Source organism: Vibrio diabolicus (genome assembly GCF_011801455.1).
GTDB classification, from domain to species: Bacteria; Pseudomonadota; Gammaproteobacteria; order Enterobacterales; family Vibrionaceae; genus Vibrio; species Vibrio diabolicus.
The window spans coordinates 1,124,933-1,143,835 of sequence record NZ_CP042451.1 but is presented as its reverse complement, the minus strand read 5'-3'; the positions used below and the strand labels follow the sequence as shown (position 1 = coordinate 1,143,835).

Sequence of the window (18,903 nt, the reverse complement as noted above, 5' to 3'; positions counted from 1 at the left end):
GATGGATTACTTCGCCGCGTCTAGCGACGCAACATCATTCACTGCTGCTGCAGTTAGCGTTTTCACGATACGTTTTGTTAGACCTGTTAAAACCTTACCAGGACCAAGCTCAAGAAGCTGTTCTACCCCTTGCTCGTGCATAAGCTCGACTGTTTCAGTCCAGCGAACTGGGCTATGTAGCTGACGAACAAGCGCATCTTTGATTTTTGCAGGATCTGTTTCAGCGACCACATCAACGTTGTTGATAACTGGAAGCTGTGGTGAGTTAAATTCGATAGACTCAAGAGCTACTGCAAGTTTTTCCGCTGCTGGCTTCATAAGCGCACAGTGTGATGGCACTGAAACAGGAAGAGGAAGCGCACGTTTCGCACCAGCTTCTTTACATAGTGCTCCCGCACGCTCTACTGCATCTTTGCTACCCGCGATAACTACCTGACCAGGCGAGTTAAAGTTTACTGGAGAGACCACTTCACCTTGCGCTGCGTCTTCACACGCTTTTGCAATCGCATCATCAGCCAAACCGATAATCGCGTACATAGCGCCAGTACCTGCTGGTACCGCCTCTTGCATTAGCTTACCGCGTAATTCAACCAGCTTGATTGCTTCTTTAAAGTCAATCACACCCGCACATACAAGTGCTGAATACTCACCTAAGCTGTGACCGGCTAGGTTTGCTGGTTGCTCTAAACCGAGCTCCTGCCATACACGCCAGATTGCAACAGATGAAGCTAGCAAAGCTGGTTGAGTGCGGAAAGTCTCGTTTAAATCTTCTGCAGGTCCATTTTGAACAAGCGCCCATAGATCGTAACCTAGTGCGTCAGATGCTTCTGCAAATGTTTGTTTTACTACGTCATATTGTTCGCCTAGTTCTGCAAGCATACCTACAGCTTGAGAACCTTGACCTGGAAATACGATAGCAAACTTGCTCATGTTGTTTTCCTTTAAGCAAAGTAAAAAGAAATAAGATGCAACAAGTGCACCTTAAATTTTGAATTCTCGTGAAACTTAGAACTTCACCAGAGCAGAGCCCCAAGTGAAACCGCCACCAAACGCCTCTAGCAATAAAGTCTGCCCGCGTTTAATGCGACCATCGCGCACAGCTTCATCCAGCGCAGACGGTACTGTCGCCGCAGAAGTGTTCCCGTGTCGGTCTAATGTCACTACGACTTGGTCTAAAGACATTGAAAGCTTTTTCGCTGTTGCCGAAATAATTCGATAGTTCGCTTGATGCGGTACTAGCCAGTCTAGTTCAGACTTATGCATGTTGTTGGCTTCAAGCGTATCTTTTACTAGTTTCGATAACTGAGTGACAGCGACTTTGAATACTTCGTTACCTGCCATATGAAGCCATTTGTCAGCATCTTGACCACGCTCAGGTACAGGTAGGCTTAGTAGCTCACCGAATTGACCATCCGAGTATATGTGGGTAGAAATAATACCTGGCTCTTGGCTAGCGCCTACGACAACGGCTCCAGCACCATCACCAAATAGGATAATGGTTGAACGGTCTGTCGGATCACACGTTTTAGACAAAGCATCTGAACCAATAACAAGTACGTTTTTACACATACCCGATTTAATATGTTGGTCTGCAACGGATAATGCGTACACAAAACCAGAACAAGCAGCGGCTAAGTCAAAAGCTGGACAACCTTTAATGCCAAGCTTTGCCTGCACCTGACACGCAGATGAAGGGAAAGTATGGCTACTGCTCGTTGTGGCTACGATAATCAGGTCGATATCGTTTTTATCAATACCCGCCATATCGATAGCGTTTTCAGCTGCGTAGAATGCCATGTCCGCTACAGTCTCATTTTCTGCAGCAATTCGACGCTCTTTAATACCCGTGCGAGCAACGATCCACTCATCACTTGTATCTACCATTTTCTCTAGATCTGCGTTTGTACGCACCTGAGATGGCAGGTAGCTGCCAGTACCTAAAATTTTGCTATACATGAAGACTAATAATGCCTCTCGAGTAAAACCGCTTCCAAACGATCGCTAATACGGCTTGGTACTTGTCGTTTGACCTCGTGTACTGCCTCGCCAAGTGCATTGACAATCGCAGATACATCCGCACTTCCATGGCTTTTTATGACAATGCCGCGCAATCCTAGCAAACTTGCGCCGTTATACTGGTCGGGGTTCAGTGTTTTTAGTTCATTAAATAGCCGAGAAAACAACTTTCTAGCAATCCAACCCTTTATCGTTGACGCCATCATACTGGTTTTAATTTTTTCGATAAAAAGTTGAGCTGTTCCCTCACTGGCTTTTAAGCATACGTTGCCGACAAACCCATCACATACAATGACGTCTGCAACATCATGCAAAATTTGATTACCTTCAATATAACCAACAAAGTTAATCGCGTCGGTCTGAGAAAGCATTTCTGCGCAACGTTTGACTAAATCGTTACCTTTAATCTCTTCTGCACCAATATTGAGTACAGCAACGCGAGGAGGACAACTTAAGTGTTCTTCTGCTAATGCACTGCCCATTACAGCAAATTGGAATAAACTATCAGCATCGCACGATACATTCGCACCTAGATCTAGCATCCAAGTACGCTTTCCAGTAATCGTCGGTAAAGCTGAAACTAAAGCAGGACGTTCAATACCAGGAAGTAACTTAAGAATGAAACGCGATAGTGCCATTAATGCACCGGTGTTGCCACCACTAACACAAGCATCCGCCTTCTGCTCAGAAACCAAATCGATAGCCATACGCATGGAACTATTTTGGCTATTACGTAGTGCCAATGAAGGTTTTTCTGAGTTCGAGATAACTTTCTCACTATGAAGAATAGTCAAGCGGGAACTGGTCGAGGTACCGAGTTGAGATAATTGAGACGTGATCAGAGATTGATCACCTATAAGAATCACTTTTAGCTCTGGGAAATGAGACAGTGCCTGCACGGCGGCAGGCACTGTTACGCGTGGACCGAAATCCCCGCCCATTGCATCAAGTGCAACGGTAATACTTTGCAAAGGTTCAACCTTACTTGTTGATAACCTTTTGACCACGGTAGTAACCTTCAGCAGTTACGTTGTGGCGTAGGTGAGTTTCACCAGAAGTCGCGTCTACAGATAGAGCAGCTGTAGTTAGCGCATCGTGTGAACGACGCATACCGCGCTTAGAACGAGTTTTACGGTTTTTCTGTACGGCCATTGACCCTACTCCTATACTATTGGGTTAAAAACCTGAAGAAGAATCGGTTACCACACCTATTACTTTTTCAGACTTTTCAAAACGTCGAATGGATTCGGTTTTTCTTCCTCAATTTCTTCAGGAATCTCACCAAAAACCATGTTATTTGAATCAACGCTACAATCCGCTTCATCGTGCATCGCAATTTGAGGTAATGCTAAGATGAACTCGTCTTCAACCAGTTGTATAAGGTCTAATTCACCATATTCATTTAGATCTACCAAATCATAAATTTCTGGTGCTTCCTGTTCCGTTTTCTCACCGTAGTAAGGAGTAGAAAGGAATTCAACTTCGCACTCATGTGCGAATACCTCATTACAACGCTGACACTCTAAATCGACTTCGATGTTAGCTTTACCAGAGATAACAACGAGTCGCTGTTCATCCATCCCAAATGACAATGAGACTTCTGCGTCGCGTTTTACGCCTTCAGTTGTTTCCGCTAAGCGCTTGAAAAGACTAGCTTGGATGATTCCATCGTAATCTAATCGTTTCTGTGCAGCTTTCGCTGGGTCAACCGTTCGCGGTATTTTTACCTTTTGCATAGGGCGCGAATATTATCTTCCAAATCAAAATTAGTCAAAGAAAAAGGCAAAAAAGTTGTACTTTTTTACGCTTAACATACAGAGCATTAGCCAGAATCATTTTTGATCGATTATCCTATCGGAAATGCTCCCACGAATTGTAATTCAAAATGAAAAATTACCAACTGGTTTTAGCTTCAACCTCCCCTTTTCGTAAACAACTGCTTGAAAAGCTTTCACTACCGTTCATTTGTTTATCACCTGATTGCGATGAAACACCGTTTGACCAGGAAACGCCTCTTGAACTGGTGCAAAGATTGGCCCAAGAGAAAGCAACATCTTGCCAGACGGATAAAGCAAGTTTAGTTATCGGCAGTGACCAGGTTTGTGTCATTAATGGTGAAATCGTTGGCAAACCTTTAAATAGAGACAACGCAATAAATCAACTTTTGTCTCAAAGTGGAAAAGTCATCACTTTCTATACTGGTCTTGCGGTACATAACACCGTCACAAACCATACAGAAGTCGGCTTTGATTCTTTCGAAGTACACTTTAGAGATTTGACGCTTGAACAAATCGAGCGCTACGTCGACAGGGAAGAACCTTTTTACTGCGCAGGCAGCTTTAAAAGCGAAGGAATGGGAATTTGTTTGTTTAACAAATTAGTGGGGAAAGACCCGAACACACTTGTCGGACTACCATTGATTGATTTGATTGATATGTTGCATGTTCAAGGACTCGATGTCCTTTGATCAAAATATGATAAAAGGGAGCCACAGGCTCCCTTCTTGCATCCGCGAGGAAAACATGGTTACGCGTTTCTTAAACCCGCCAACACTTTTTCTAGCTTCGGTTCCATCGGTGCGTTGATTTCCATCCACTCATCATTTGATGGGTGTTGGAACTTGATGTTTGCCGCGTGTAGGAACAAACGATCTAAACCAACTTGACCTGTGTAAGCATCAAAGCGGCGGTCACCGTAGCGATCATCCCAAGCGATTGGGTGGCCCGTATATTGTGTATGAACTCGGATTTGGTGAGTTCGACCAGTAATCGGACTCGCTTGAATCAATGTTGCTTGTTCAAACTTTTCCAAAATCTTAAAACGCGTTTCAGACGGCTTACCGTTAGGGTTAACACGAACAATACTGTTCACTTCGTTTTTAAGCAGTGGCGCGTTCACAACCTTACAACTGCTTTTCCATTGTCCCATGACAAGAGCTAAGTAAAACTTCTTCACTGTCTTTTCACGAAACTGGGCTTGCAAGTGACGAAGTGCAGAACGCTTCTTAGCAACCAGCAAGATACCTGAAGTATCACGGTCAATACGATGCACAAGTTCAAGAAAGCGAGCTTGAGGACGCAGAGCTCTAAGCGCTTCAATCGCGCCAAACTTTAAGCCACTGCCACCATGCACAGCGGTACCAGATGGTTTGTTTAGAATCAACATATGATCATCTTCGAAGATGATCATATCTTCCAGCTCTGCGACTTTGTTTAGTTTCGTACTTGGCGCAACATCGTCATCTTTTTTCTCGACTGTCACCGGTGGAATACGAACGAGATCGCCTGCTTTTAACTTGTACTCTGCTTTTATACGCTTTTTATTTACACGTACTTCGCCCTTACGCACGATTCGGTAAATCATGCTTTTAGGGATGTCTTTTAATTGGTTGCGCAAAAAATTATCAATGCGCTGACCCGCCATATCTTCGTCAATGTCGACGAACTGGACTTTTGTTCTTATTTCGCTCATGGGCGGTATTGTAAACTCAATTTCGCGCGACTTCACATTATTCTTGTCGTAAAAGAAACACTTGATAGTACAAACTGGTCTAAATTTCGCCAAGCTTTTGTTTAAATTATTAAAACTCTCAATCGAGTTCTCAATTTGTTTTCTGTCTTGATCAGTTTACACATCTCAATTGCTTATGAAACAGCCAGTTATAAATTAGAAATTTTGAGTTTAGCGGCAAATTTTCTATCGTTTGCGTGAAAGCAGATTGCTGATAGCCACGCGCACTGCTATAGTTCACAGCTGCTAAGGAAGGTTTGGTTACATTTTATTCATTACCAATCATTTATCCTCAAGCAATGTGAGTAGATCGTTGAAGGTCGAGTGCAGCATTGGCGTGAGACACATCGAATTCAACACTCTTGCCACCCTACTCCTCGCATATTCACGTTGAGTACCTACCGCCCAAATAGCGGGTCACAAGTCTACGTTTCCAACAGAAACCACAAGAGGCTTGTGATGACTGAAGTGCCCGAGAGCATCCCCTTCCAGCCGGGAGGCTGCAAAATACAAGCCATGGGATCAGGCACCGTGAAAGAGCGAAAAAACAGTGGCAAGTCGACAAGAAAGATATAAAAGAAAAGACAACGAGAATTTTCAATGAAAAGAATGTTAATTAACGCAACTCAAAAAGAAGAGTTGCGTGTCGCTCTGGTTGATGGCCAGCGACTTTTCGATCTTGATATCGAGAGTCCAGGTCATGAATCTAAAAAAGCGAATATCTACAAAGGACGTATCACACGTATCGAACCAAGCTTAGAAGCCGCATTTGTTGATTACGGCGCCGAGCGTCACGGTTTCCTCCCTCTCAAAGAAATTGCCCGCGAATATTTCCCTGAAGGTTACACCTACCAAGGTCGTCCAAGCATCAAAGAAGTGCTAACGGAAGGCCAAGAAGTTATCGTTCAAGTGGAAAAAGAAGAACGTGGAAGCAAGGGCGCAGCTCTTACTACTTTCATTTCTCTTGCTGGTAGTTACCTTGTTCTTATGCCTAACAACCCTCGTGCTGGCGGTATTTCTCGCCGAATCGAAGGTGACGAGCGTACTCAACTAAAAGCCGCATTAAGTACTTTGGAACTGCCTCAGGGCATGGGCCTAATCGTACGTACTGCTGGCGTTGGCAAGAGTGCTGAAGAACTTGAGTGGGATTTGAATGTACTACTTAACCACTGGGGTGCAATCAAAGGTGCAGCGGACTCTAACCCTGCTCCATTCTTAATCCACCAAGAAAGTAACGTTATCGTTCGTGCAATCCGTGACTATTTACGTCGTGATATTGGCGAAATCTTAATTGACAGCAACACCATCTACGAACGTGCAAAAGAGCACATTCAATTGGTGCGCCCTGATTTCCTTAACCGCGTTAAGAAATATGAAGGCGAAGTTCCACTATTCAGCCACTACCAAATCGAAAGCCAAATTGAATCAGCTTTCCAACGTGAAGTGCGTCTGCCATCTGGTGGTTCTATTGTTATTGACCCAACCGAAGCACTAACGTCTATCGATATCAACTCTGCTCGTGCAACCAAGGGCGGCGATATTGAAGAAACAGCTCTAAACACGAACCTAGAAGCAGCCGACGAAATTGCTCGCCAGTTACGTCTACGTGACTTGGGTGGCTTAGTGGTTATCGACTTTATCGATATGACACCTGTTCGCCACCAACGAGAAGTAGAAAACCGTCTACGTGAAGCCGTTCGTCTTGATCGCGCTCGTGTACAAATCGGTCGTATTTCTCGCTTTGGTTTGTTGGAGATGTCACGTCAACGTTTAAGCCCTTCTCTAGCAGAAGCAAGCCACCACATCTGTCCTCGCTGTAGCGGTACTGGAGTCGTTCGCGACAACGAATCTCTAGCACTTTCTGTGCTTCGTTTAATCGAAGAGGAAGCACTGAAAGACAATACAGCGCAAGTTCTCGCAGTTGTACCTGTGCCAATCGCTTCTTACTTGTTGAACGAAAAACGTCGTTCAGTTAACCATATCGAACGCATTCAAGAAGTGAAGATTACGGTTGTTCCAAACTCTGACATGGAAACGCCGCACTTCGAAGTTATCCGTGTTCGTGAAGGTGAAGAGTTCGATCTGATTTCTTACCTACTTCCTAAAAAACTGGAAGCAATGAAAGAAGCGGAAGGTAAAGAGCCAGCGGAAGTTGACGTAAAACCTAAACGAATCGAAGAACCTGTTCTTAAAGGCTTTGCGGCTCCTTCTCAAACGGCACCTGCACCAGCAGCTAAACCTGCCCCTGAGGCGAAGAAGAAAGAACAGAAAGTTGAACAAGAAGAAAAACCTGGACTGTTCAGCCGTTTGTTTAAAGCACTTGGTAGTTTCCTATTCGGCGGTTCTGAAGAAGTAAAAGAAGAACCGAAACCTCAGGAAGAGAAAAAGCCAAATCGCGATAATCGACGCAACAAACGTGATCGCAATGATCGTCGTCGCAATAACAACCAACGCGATAATCGTGAGAACCGCGACAATCGTGATAACCGTGATAACCGACGTCGTCGTAAGCCTCGTGATGAGCAAGCGAATGAACAAAACGAAGCTCAACAACAAACCAATAAACAGCAAAACCGCAACCAAAAGCGTAAGCCTAAAGCTCAACAAGCAGACAAAGCCCAAGAGCAAAAAGCAAATGCAAAAGTAGCGGAAAAAGGCCTGCAGCTAGCGGCGGAAGCTCGAACTGAAACAAAACCAGAAGAGAGCAAACCAAAGCAACAAAACGCGAAAGCAGAAAAAGTGAAGGAGCGTCGCCAACGTCGCAAACTGAACAAGTCTGTACGCGTTAAAGACCAAGAAGCGGTTGAGAAGAAAGCAGAAGAAACGGCGGTTAAGACTCAAGAAACGGTTGAAACCAAAGTTGAGAAGCCAACAGAAGCAGCGGTAGAAGCACAGCAAGACAACAAGCAAGCAGAGTCTAAGCAACGTCGTAACCGTCGTTCGCCACGTCACCTGCGTGCAAGCGGCCAGCGCCGTCGCCGTGGTCGCGATCGCCGTCCTAACCCGTTCCGCCTGCGTAAAGGTGGTGTAGCTTCTCCTGAGATGGCTATGGGTAAAGTAATGCCACGCTACATTCCGAAACCTGCACCTAAGAAAGAAGAGCAAGTTAAGGAAGAAGCAGTAGCAGCAGTACCTACAATGCAAGGTGGTTTTGCTTGCCCAGAAATGGCTATGGGTAAAGTGATTATTCGACGCGAGCAACCTGTTGTAACAGAAGCACCAGTTGTTGAATCAAAGGTTCAAGAAACAGTTGAAGCGAAAGTTGAATCTCCAGCAGTAGAAGCACCTGTTGTGGAAGCAGTAATCGCAGAAAAAACTGAATCGGCAGTAGTAGAAACAGCCTCTGTAGAGCCTATCGTTGAAACTCCTGCAACTGAACATGCTGAACCGGTTGATGCCATTGTAGAAACGGCACCAGCTGAAGAGCCTGTGGTTGAAGCAGCAAAAGAGATTGCAGCCGAAGCGCCAGTAGCTAAACCAGAGCCTAAAGTCGAAGCCATCAAAGTTGCTGCTAAGCTAAACGCTAGCGCACCGATGACAAAAGCACCTGGCCCTCAAGAGCTACGCGAAATCACGGTTGCAGCAGCACCGTTCAAAACCGAACGTTACCAAGCTAAAGGTGCGGGTAGCCAAGTGGCTAAAAACCGCGCATCGGCAGAGATGACAAAGCCTAACTTTAACTAGGCTAAATCATTACGTTCAACTGCTTAACTGCATAAATAAATTAAAGGCTACCATCTGGTAGCCTTTTTTATCTTCATATCTGCCCAATAAATTGTTCATATAAATACCAATTCGTGATCACATTTGTACGCCATTATTCGTATCATTCTTGAACTTAATCACACTTTTCGGTAGCATGCGCCGACTCAAGTTTTCGACACCATTCTGATGCTGCTCTTTTAATACTACGGTTTACACTGCAATGTTTGATTAGAAATCAACCACTCAGTGGCTTGTGCAAATACGAATATGTGTCGGGTTTAACTCATTGCAAAGAGAACTTAAAAACAAACATGTTCGAATTTCCCCAATTTTCTAAGCACTCCGTAAAAAATGATGTGCTATCAGGCTTAACCGTTGCGCTAGCATTGGTTCCTGAAGCTGTCGCATTTGCGTTCGTCGCAGGCGTAGATCCGATGGTCGGTCTTTACGCTGCATTCATCGTTGGTCTTATTACTTCCATTTTCGGTGGTCGTCCCGGCATGATCTCTGGTGCAACAGGTGCCATGGCAGTCGTAATGGTTTCGCTTGTCGCGACTCACGGTGTCCAGTACCTATTCGCAGCCATCATGCTCGCTGGTATTCTTCAAATTGCCGCTGGTATGTTTAAATTGGGTAAGTTCATCCGTATCGTGCCTCACCCTGTGATGATTGGTTTTGTGAACGGTCTGGCTATTGTTATCTTCCTAGCTCAGTTGGGTCAGTTTAAAGCGCCAGATATCAACGGCATGCTTACTTGGCTACCACAAGACCAAATGCTGCTAATGCTTGGTTTGGTTGCGCTAACTATGGCAATCATTCACTTTCTACCAAAAATCACAACGGCTGTACCCTCTTCACTTGTTGCAATCGTAACGGTGACTGCTTTAGTGGTTGGTTTGGATCTGGAAACTCGCACTGTTGTTGACTTCTTGCGTACAATGTCTGGTGATGAAGCGGCAACACTCGCAGGTTCACTGCCGACCTTCTCTATTCCGGCGGTGCCATTTACGCTAGAAACTCTACAAATCATTCTTCCATACGCGATCATTCTAGCGGCCATTGGTCTAATTGAATCTCTGCTAACGCTGACAGTTTTAGATGAGATGACGAACACTCGTGGTCAATCTAACCGCGAATGTATCGGTCAAGGTATGGCAAACATGACCTGTTCTGTGTTTGGTGCTATGGGTGGTTGTGCAATGATTGGTCAGTCGATGATCAACGTAAACTCAGGTGGTCGCGGTCGTCTATCTGGTATCGTTGCTGCTATCGCTCTATTGATGTTTATCTTATTCGCTTCTTCGTTAATTGAAATGATCCCACTCGCTGCTCTGGTTGGTGTGATGTTCATGGTTGTAATTGGTACATTCGAATGGGCAACATTTAAACTAGCGCGTCGCGTACCGAAGCAAGACTTCTTCGTTATTGTTCTTGTGACCGTTGTTACTGTTCTTACTGACCTAGCCGTTGCCGTAGCGGTTGGTGTTATTGTTTCTGCATTAATGTTTGCATGGCAACACGCTAAGCACATCTATGCCGACACATGCTTAAACGAGGAAGGTTCAAAAGAGTACAAGATTCACGGTCCTATTTTCTTTGGTTCTGCCGCTAACTTCTTGGAGTTGTTTAACGCGCCTGAAGATCCAAAAGATGTGATTGTCGATTTTGCAGACTCTCGCGTGACGGATCACTCCGCAATTGAAGCGATTGAAACACTAGCAGAGCGTTACAACTCTCAAGGTAAAACGCTGCACCTTCGCCACCTAAGTCCAGATTGCCGCAAGCTTTTAGATAAAGCGGGCAGCTTGGTTGAAATCAATGTGAAGGAAGACCCAAGCTACAAAGTGGCAACCGACATTTTAGCGGGTTAATACAAATAAAAAGGGATGGGCTCAGCTCATCCCTTTTCCTATTATCTTTAAGCCCGGCGATTATAGCTTCTTCAAAATCTCCTCTGATGCCTCTTCGATTAAATCAAGCACCAGTTCAAAGCCATCTTTTCCACCGTAATATGGGTCTGGGACTTCATCGTAATCTGACCCAGAATGACTTAAAAATAACGATACTTTGTGTCGATACTTCAACGGACAAATATCCAATAAATCGGCTAAATTTGCTTTATCTGCGGCTAATATCAGGTCAAACTTTTCAAAGTCATCAATGGTAACTTGACGCGCACGCATTCCTTTAAAAGAGTAACCTCGCTGCTTTCCTGCGGCCATTGCCCTTGAATCCGGTGGGTTTCCTGCGTGGTAGCCAATCGCACCTGCCGAATCAACCTCCACGGCAATACCCAACTCTTGAGCTTTCGCTCTTAACACTGCTTCTCCGGTTGGTGACCGACAAATGTTTCCCATACAAACAACAAGTATTTTCTTCATTTTATTCCCTGAATTATCGGTGGTTTTTCTTCACGATATGTTGGTCTATCATAGCGAGATAAATCAATGAACCCAAATTAGCTTGGGCACAGCACGAAAAGGAATTGAGGAAGTATTATGTCTATCGAAGAAAATAAAGAAGCACGCCATAAGGCTCGCCAACAAAAAGTCAAAGAACAGGTAGACGCAAAAATTGCTGCTGCTCAAGAGGAAAAAGGTCTGCTACTGATCATTACCGGAAATGGTAAAGGTAAATCGACATCAGGGTTCGGTACGATAGCACGCGCAGTGGGTCATGGTTTGAATTGTGCTGTCGCGCAGTTTATTAAAGGTACTTGGGATAATGGTGAGCGCAACCTACTTGAGAAACTCGGCGTTGAATTCCAAGTAATGGCGACCGGCTTTACATGGGAAACTCAAAACAAAGCCGCTGATACCGAAGCAGCGCAAGGCGTATGGCAAGAATGTAAGCGCATGCTCAAAGATGAATCTATCGATGTGGTTCTTTTTGACGAGCTGACGTACATGGTGAGCTACGGCTACATTGATTTAGACGAGGTCGTTGAAGCGCTGAACAACCGCCCTAAAATGCAGTCGGTTGTCATTACTGGCCGTGGCGCTCATCGCACTCTGATTGAAATGGCTGATACCGTTTCTGAAGTGAAGAATGTAAAGCATGCATTTGAGTCAGGCGTCAAAGCGCTGAAAGGTGTCGACTGGTAAAGCTCACCAGCAGAACTAAAAAAGGGTTGGCTAATGCCAACCCTTTTTGCTTTGGCTCGAATCTAATTGAATAGATTCTTTATCAAACCATCGACTGCTTCTTTGGTTTTTTCGTCTTTGATCTTGTCCGTTAGCTTCTCTACGCCACGATCGATTTCTTTCTGAGCTTTCTGCTTCAGAACATCATCGAATACGAGCTTGAATTTAGGATCTGCCCACTTACCAGACACATTGATTGGAATCGTGATGTCTTTCAACTCATCTATATCTTTACCGCCCTGGCCTTCTAGGCTGCCTACAACTGACGTGCTGATAGTAAAGTTAACAGTTTCATTGATGTAGTTTGCGGTGCCTTTACCACGAACACGGAGCAATGGAGACTGAGCTTGCATATTATCCGTTGATACGACACCTTTATTGAGCTTCAATGTCGCCGTCATCGCACTAAAATCTGTTTTCTTAACTTCATTGGTGCCTTCGACTTTTTGCCCTTTAAATTTCGCGTAGTTTTCACGAATCAATTGAGCAACGTTGATGCCATTTACCGCACCGTCAGCAAAATTGATAACAACCGTACCAGAAAGATTCTTCTTGATACCGGTAGGCGTGAGACTCTTACCGGTAACATTCACATCAATGTTACCCGTCCCTTCAAGCTTGTCGTTATCAGCGACATCAATAAGTAGCGGTTGAACTTTCACGCCTTTGATTGACTTTTTCACACTGTAAGTCGCTGGTGATTGGCGTGCATCTAACTTCGCTGTCGCTGAGATTGTGCCTTGGTACAGCTTCGAACTAAATGAAGTAAGCTCAAATACGCCACGATTTACAGTGAAGCTCGTTTTTACCGCTTCCATCTTCGCATTTGCCGCTTTGAATTTGTCGATGGTAATGTCACCCTTTACATCTAACGTTTTCAACGCAGACAAATCAGGCTCAACCTCAGACCCAGCTGGAGCACTCTCGCCACCAGAAGCAGGCTTATTACCTTCGGAATCTTGCTGATCTAATCCTAAGAATTCATCAAGATCGATATTTGGGCTGTGGAGAGCAAATCGTACTTTAGGAATATCGCCAAGTGTCACATCTGCCTTACCATCTAAGGCGATAGCATTCGCTGTTAACTTCTCTAGGACAAAACTAAGTTGGTTTTTCGTTAGGTCGAAAGACAGATCAGACACCATGTCGACTTTCATCGGTGACTGAGGTAATGCATCACCCTCAAAAGTCGATTTAAGAGTTAACTTATCCAACTGCACTTTGCTGATAGCCTTGTCTACACTAAGTTGACCAGCACCCTGCATATCTAACTTCATACCACCAGCGTCGCCCTTCATGGCATAAGTCAGGTTATTTACTTTATCGAATTCAAACGAATCTAAACCGATCGTTGCCGATTCAATCTTATTGGCAGGGTCAGAGTATGTCGCATCAAAGTTGATGTTCTTTAGCGCGTAGTTTGCCAAACCTTTTTCTAGCTTAAGGTCGGCCTGACCTTTCGCTGTGAACTTTTGGTCATTCATTTCGCCCTTCACGCCAAAATCAGCCGTTGTCCAGTTGTCAAAAGCGAATTCGGAAAGGTTTAATGAAATATCATAAAGTTTGGTGTAACTACCGGCTTGCTTATCCTGCATTTCTAATGAGCCATTAGAAACCGTAACACCAGCAAGATTAATGCTCCAATCAGAGCCAGAAGGCTGCGTTTCACCATTTTGCGTAGGCGCAGTATCGCTCGCTTGCTCTGCTTGTTGTGTTTGGGCTTTCGTCAATGCATCAATATTCTTGCTGCCATCTTTCTTGGTTTCAATATAGAACTCAGCCCCATCAAGCGTGACGTTTCCAATTTCAAGCTGCTGACTAAAAAGTGGCATGACAGAGATGTCTACACCAACGGTATCAACTTTGAATAAATTGGGTTTACTAAAGCCTTGTGGGTTTCGCAATTCTGTATGTCCCAACTCAAAGCCGATCGATGGGAAAAATTGCCAACTGATATCTCCTTCAATCACTAGCTCTAAACCGGTTTGCTTTTGCGCTTGCTCAACAATAAGGGGCTTAAACTGGTTAGGATTGACGAAGATGGTTAACGCTAAAATTGCGACCAAAATGACCACAATCGGTATTGCTAGAATTAAGAGCAGTTTCTTCATTTGTTTTTCCTTGCTCGAGTGTTTTTACAATTATAAGCGCAGACTCCATTTACCGCTGACAGTTCCACAAAAGCGTGAAAAATGTCTGGTTTTAACCTGCAACTGACTAATTTAAAAACAAAAAAAGAAGTGGCACTTAAGGTGCCACTTCTTCTCTTAAAAATAAAGCGATATAGCCGTCTAAAGGCTTAAGCTTTCAAAAGTCTTGCAATGTGAGCTTTTAATACATCGATTGCGATACGGTTTTTACCACCGCGAGGAACAATAATGTCCGCATATTGCTTAGAAGGTTCGATAAACTGCATGAACATCGGACGTACTGTTTGTTGATACTGCTTAAGAACAGATTCCATAGTTCGGCCTCGTTCTTCCACGTCACGCTTAACACGACGAAGTAAGCAAATATCTAACGGTGTATCCATAAATACTGTCGCGTGCATCAAATCACGAAGACGAGGGTCAGTAAGAAGAAGGATGCCTTCTAGAATGATCACCTTTTTAGGCGTCATTGTGGTCGTGTTACTTGTTCTTGTGTGCTCAGTGTAGCTGTACTCAGGTACTTCTACTGCTTCACCACGTACCAATTTTTCAAGGTGCTCACACAGTAGGTCGTGGTCCAACGCACTCGGGTGATCGTAGTTCGTCTTTACTCGCTCTTCCATGCTTAGGTGGCTTTGGTCGTTGTAGTAGCAATCTTCCGTGATGACACCGATTTGATGATCGCCTACTTTCGCGCGAAGCTCATTATAAATAGTGCTCGCGATCAGACTTTTTCCAGAAGCAGAAGCGCCAGCAATACCTACGATGACGCATTGATTATTATCAGACATTAGTTTGCACCCGATGATGATTTCTAGTCACATAAAAAGATAAACTGCCTGATTATAGGGAGTTCACCCCATAGTTACTAGTTGGAATTAGGGTTTAGTCATAAGTTTCTGCCTGCTCAGAGGATTAACCTCCGAGCAAACGTTAAAATGTGCAATTATCAACCAACAGGCATAGTAAACTTAGTTCACCATTGTAAAGCTAATCGCATCTGGTTTTGCTTTACCTTGCCAAAACATCGTGCTACATACGCGATCGGCAAGTTGCTTATAATACCCTGCATGCTCACTTTCTGGGCGTCTTGCTACCGTTGGCACTCCAGCGTCAATATCTTCTCGCATAGAGATATGAAGCGGAATTTGTCCTAACAATGCTAAGCCAAATTCTTGCGACATTTTTTCAGCTCCGCCCATACCAAAAATATGCTCTTTCGCGCCACATTGACTACAAATGTGATAACTCATGTTTTCCACAACACCAATGACCGGGACATGGACTTTGTTAAACATTGCCGCACCCTTCCTTGCATCGGCAAGGGCTAAATCTTGCGGTGTTGTGACTAGCACGCTACCTGTCACCGGAATCTGTTGTGACAACGTCAACTGTATATCACCCGTGCCTGGCGGCATATCAATCACCAAATAATCTAAATCGGGCCAGTCTGTTTCCGTTAATAACTGCGACAACGCTTTTGAAGCCATTGGACCGCGCCATATTGCCGCTTCTGATTTGTCCACTAAATAGCCGATAGAGTGAGTATAGATGCCGTGAGCGAAAATGGGCTCCATCCACTTACCATCACGAACTTCTGGTTTTGCATCTTCTTGCCCTAACATCATAGGGACGGAAGGTCCGTAGATATCCGCATCCAACAATCCCACTTTCGCCCCAGATTGAGCAATCGCCAATGCTATGTTAACCGCAGTCGTTGACTTACCGACCCCACCTTTCGCAGAACTAACGGCAATGATGTTCTTAACACCTTTAACCGGATTGGCCACTTGAGTTTCTAATGCTTTAACTCCAAGGCGAATATTGAATGGGAATTCAGCCACTTTATCTGCGGTTTGTTGCTGTTTAATCCAGTCATGCAATATGGTTTGAAGCTCATTACTTGCGAATGGCAACGTTATCTCAACAGAACCTTGTGCCGTAATCGAAATTGCGCCATGAATATCTGCCCAATTTTCCACCAACTGTGGATGCTGGAATTGGTTAAACCAGTGACAAAAATCTTGTTTTGAAGTGAACTGATGCATAAGTCCTCCTTTTAGATGCCATGCTAACACCGTCCTCCCTCAACCAGAACCCCAAAAAAACTAAGGCATTCCGCAGTTTGACACCTTGGAGTTAGTGAGTTCATGGGGTAGTATTATCCATCAAAATTTATTTATACCTATCAAGAAAAGCGAATATTAAGTATGGCAAACGATCCAAGAAACTTTCCGTCAAGGAAAATGCTGGTAACTTGTGCCCTTCCGTACGCTAACGGTTCGATCCACCTTGGTCATATGCTTGAGCATATCCAAGCGGACATTTGGGTTCGTTACCAACGCCTACGCGGCAACACTGTAAACTTCATCTGTGCTGACGATGCTCATGGCACGCCAATCATGCTTAAAGCGCAACAGATGGGTATTACTCCTGAAGAAATGATTGCCGCAGTTAGCGAAGAGCACCAGAAAGACTTTGCTGGCTTTGATATCAGCTTTGATAACTACCACAGCACACACTCAGATGAGAACCGTGAGCTAGCGTCACACATTTATCTTGAGCTGAAGAAAAACGGCTTTATCTCTAGCCGCACAATTTCTCAGTTGTTCGACCCAGAAAAAGAGATGTTCCTACCGGACCGTTTCGTAAAAGGTACGTGTCCAAAATGTAAGTCAGAAGACCAGTACGGTGACAACTGTGACAACTGTGGTGAGACTTACAGCCCAACAGAACTGATCAATCCTAAATCTGCGGTTTCTGGTGCGACGCCAGTAATGAAAGATTCTGAGCACTTCTTCTTCGACCTGCCTCAGTTTGAAAGCATGCTAAAAGAGTGGACTCGCTCTGGCTCGCTACAAGCTGAAACCGCGAACAAAATGCAAGAGTGGTTTGAATCAGGTCTACAACAATGGGATATCTCACGTGACGCGCCATACTTCGGCTTCGAGATCCCAGGTGAGAAGAACAAATTCTTCTACGTATGGCTAGACGCACCTATCGGCTACATGGGTTCTTTCAAAAACCTATGTGACAAGCGCGACGACCTAGATTTCGACGAGTACTGGAAGAAAGACAGCTCAGCAGAACTGTACCACTTCATCGGTAAAGACATCGTTTACTTCCACAGCCTATTTTGGCCAGCAATGCTAGAAGGTTCTGGCTTCCGCAAGCCTAACAACGTATTCGTACACGGTTACGTAACCGTAAACGGCGCGAAAATGTCGAAGTCTAAAGGTACTTTCGTAAAAGCAAGCACTTACCTAGAGCACCTAGACCCTGAGTGTCTACGTTACTACTACGCGGCGAAGCTAAACAGCCGTATCGACGATCTAGATCTTAACCTTGAAGACTTCACTCAGCGCGTAAACGCTGACGTTGTTAACAAGATCGTTAACCTGGCATCTCGTAACGCAGGTTTCATCGCAAAACGTTTTGAAGGCAAACTGTCTGACAACTTTGCAGAGCCTGAGCTTTACAACGAATTTGTTGCTGCGGCTGACCGTATCGCTGAGCTTTACGAAACACGTGAATTTGGTCGTGCAATCCGTGAAATCACTGCACTGGCAGACAAAGCTAACCAATACGTTGATGAAAAAGCACCGTGGGTTGTAGCAAAAGAAGAAGGCAAAGATCAGGAGCTACAAGACATCTGTTCTGTCGGTATCAACCTGTTCCGTGTACTGATGACTTACCTGAAACCAGTAATGCCTGCACTTGCTGCACGTACTGAAGCATTCCTAAACCAAGAGCTGACTTGGGAAAACATCGCTGCGCCACTAACAGGCCACGAGATCACTAAGTTCAAAGCACTGTTCAACCGTATCGATCCGAAGAATGTTGAAGCGATGATCGAAGCATCTAAAGAAGATGCGGCGGCAGAAATGGCGGCGAAAGAGAAAGCAGAAGCGGAAAAGAACAAGGCTAGCCAAACTGAGCTAGACAAAGAGCCAATCGCTGAAGAGATTGAGTTCGACGCTTTTGCAGCAGTAGATATGCGTATCGCTCGTATCATCTCTTGTGAAGAAGTGCCAAAAGCAAACAAACTGCTTAAGTTCCAACTGGACATCGGTGGTGAAACTCGTCAAGTGTTCTCTGGCATCAAGTCAGCGTACAAACCTGAAGAGCTAGAAGGCAAACTAACGGTAATGGTAGCAAACCTAAAACCTCGTAAGATGAAGTTTGGTATGTCAGAAGGCATGATCCTAGCAGCGGGCCCTGGTGGCAGCGACTTATGGATTCTTGAGCCACACGAAGGCGCTCAACCTGGCATGCGCGTAATGTAAGTCGCATTCCAAATATAACACTATAAAATCCCTGCCAATTTGGCAGGGATTTTTTGATCATATTCACAACTTTGGTGAATCCATGCACCAATA

The 18,903-nt window shown here is 44.6% G+C and carries 15 protein-coding genes; 5 read left to right on the top strand and 10 right to left on the bottom strand.

The genetic code is table 11. The annotated features are described in order from the left end of the window. Window positions 1-6 precede the first annotated feature (6 nt). The 5 genes from fabD to yceD all read right to left on the bottom strand — a co-directional run bounded on the left by fabD (window position 7) and on the right by yceD (window position 3,752). Window positions 7-930, bottom strand: a complete 924-nt coding sequence (gene fabD, locus FR741_RS05385; protein ID WP_012841591.1) for an ACP S-malonyltransferase — start codon at window positions 928-930, stop codon at window positions 7-9. Window positions 931-1,005: 75 nt separating this feature from the next. After that, window positions 1,006-1,956 (bottom strand): beta-ketoacyl-ACP synthase III, encoded by a 951-nt coding sequence (locus FR741_RS05380; protein ID WP_005396980.1) that lies wholly within the window; start codon window positions 1,954-1,956, stop codon window positions 1,006-1,008. Between the two features lie 5 nt (window positions 1,957-1,961). Further along, the gene (plsX, locus tag FR741_RS05375; protein WP_167426378.1) at window positions 1,962-2,987 is read right to left on the bottom strand and encodes a phosphate acyltransferase PlsX; all 1,026 of its coding nucleotides are present in this window, start codon (window positions 2,985-2,987) and stop codon (window positions 1,962-1,964) included. 10 nt (window positions 2,988-2,997) lie between these two features. Then, window positions 2,998-3,168, bottom strand: a complete 171-nt coding sequence (gene rpmF, locus FR741_RS05370) for a 50S ribosomal protein L32 (protein WP_005396978.1) — start codon at window positions 3,166-3,168, stop codon at window positions 2,998-3,000. Between the two features lie 59 nt (window positions 3,169-3,227). Continuing rightward, window positions 3,228-3,752, bottom strand: coding sequence for a 23S rRNA accumulation protein YceD (yceD, locus tag FR741_RS05365; RefSeq protein WP_005396977.1), 525 nt, complete (start codon window positions 3,750-3,752; stop codon window positions 3,228-3,230). A gap of 149 nt (window positions 3,753-3,901) precedes the next feature. On the opposite strand from yceD, the gene FR741_RS05360 reads away from it, so the two are divergent. After that, window positions 3,902-4,483 carry a Maf family protein gene (locus FR741_RS05360; RefSeq protein ID WP_005396976.1) on the top strand — a complete coding sequence of 194 codons (582 nt, stop codon included), beginning with the start codon at window positions 3,902-3,904 and terminating at the stop codon, window positions 4,481-4,483. Window positions 4,484-4,542: 59 nt separating this feature from the next. On the opposite strand, the gene rluC is transcribed toward FR741_RS05360, so the two are convergent. Continuing rightward, a complete protein-coding gene (rluC, locus tag FR741_RS05355) occupies window positions 4,543-5,487 on the bottom strand; it encodes a 23S rRNA pseudouridine(955/2504/2580) synthase RluC (RefSeq protein WP_005396975.1) in 945 nt (314 codons plus the stop codon). Window positions 5,488-6,126: 639 nt separating this feature from the next. On the opposite strand from rluC, the gene rne reads away from it, so the two are divergent. Both rne and FR741_RS05345 read left to right on the top strand, forming a co-directional pair. Further along, entirely contained in the window at window positions 6,127-9,210 is a 3,084-nt protein-coding gene (gene rne / locus FR741_RS05350) for a ribonuclease E (protein ID WP_167426377.1), read from the top strand. Window positions 9,211-9,542: 332 nt separating this feature from the next. After that, window positions 9,543-11,102 carry a SulP family inorganic anion transporter gene (locus tag FR741_RS05345; RefSeq protein WP_005396973.1) on the top strand — a complete coding sequence of 520 codons (1,560 nt, stop codon included), beginning with the start codon at window positions 9,543-9,545 and terminating at the stop codon, window positions 11,100-11,102. A gap of 60 nt (window positions 11,103-11,162) precedes the next feature. On the opposite strand, the gene FR741_RS05340 is transcribed toward FR741_RS05345, so the two are convergent. Beyond that, window positions 11,163-11,612: a low molecular weight protein-tyrosine-phosphatase gene (locus FR741_RS05340; RefSeq protein WP_164666428.1), complete on the bottom strand. Its 450-nt coding sequence runs from the start codon at window positions 11,610-11,612 to the stop codon at window positions 11,163-11,165. 117 nt (window positions 11,613-11,729) lie between these two features. Between FR741_RS05340 and cobO the strand changes: the two genes are divergently transcribed. Further along, a complete protein-coding gene (gene cobO / locus FR741_RS05335) occupies window positions 11,730-12,335 on the top strand; it encodes a cob(I)yrinic acid a,c-diamide adenosyltransferase (protein ID WP_005396966.1) in 606 nt (201 codons plus the stop codon). 62 nt (window positions 12,336-12,397) lie between these two features. Here the strand turns inward: cobO and FR741_RS05330 are convergent, their stop codons facing one another. From FR741_RS05330 to apbC, 3 genes are all read right to left on the bottom strand, one after another. Further along, window positions 12,398-14,485 carry an AsmA family protein gene (locus FR741_RS05330; RefSeq protein WP_167426376.1) on the bottom strand — a complete coding sequence of 696 codons (2,088 nt, stop codon included), beginning with the start codon at window positions 14,483-14,485 and terminating at the stop codon, window positions 12,398-12,400. 188 nt (window positions 14,486-14,673) lie between these two features. Next, window positions 14,674-15,315: a uridine kinase gene (gene udk / locus FR741_RS05325; RefSeq protein ID WP_005396962.1), complete on the bottom strand. Its 642-nt coding sequence runs from the start codon at window positions 15,313-15,315 to the stop codon at window positions 14,674-14,676. 180 nt (window positions 15,316-15,495) lie between these two features. Beyond that, complete coding sequence (gene apbC, locus FR741_RS05320; protein WP_167426375.1) at window positions 15,496-16,572, bottom strand: iron-sulfur cluster carrier protein ApbC; 1,077 nt, start codon at window positions 16,570-16,572, stop codon at window positions 15,496-15,498. A 162-nt stretch (window positions 16,573-16,734) separates the two neighbouring features. Here apbC and metG point away from each other — a divergent pair, with 162 nt between their 5' ends. Next, window positions 16,735-18,810, top strand: coding sequence for a methionine--tRNA ligase (metG, locus tag FR741_RS05315; RefSeq protein WP_046874415.1), 2,076 nt, complete (start codon window positions 16,735-16,737; stop codon window positions 18,808-18,810). Window positions 18,811-18,903: the final 93 nt, after the last annotated feature.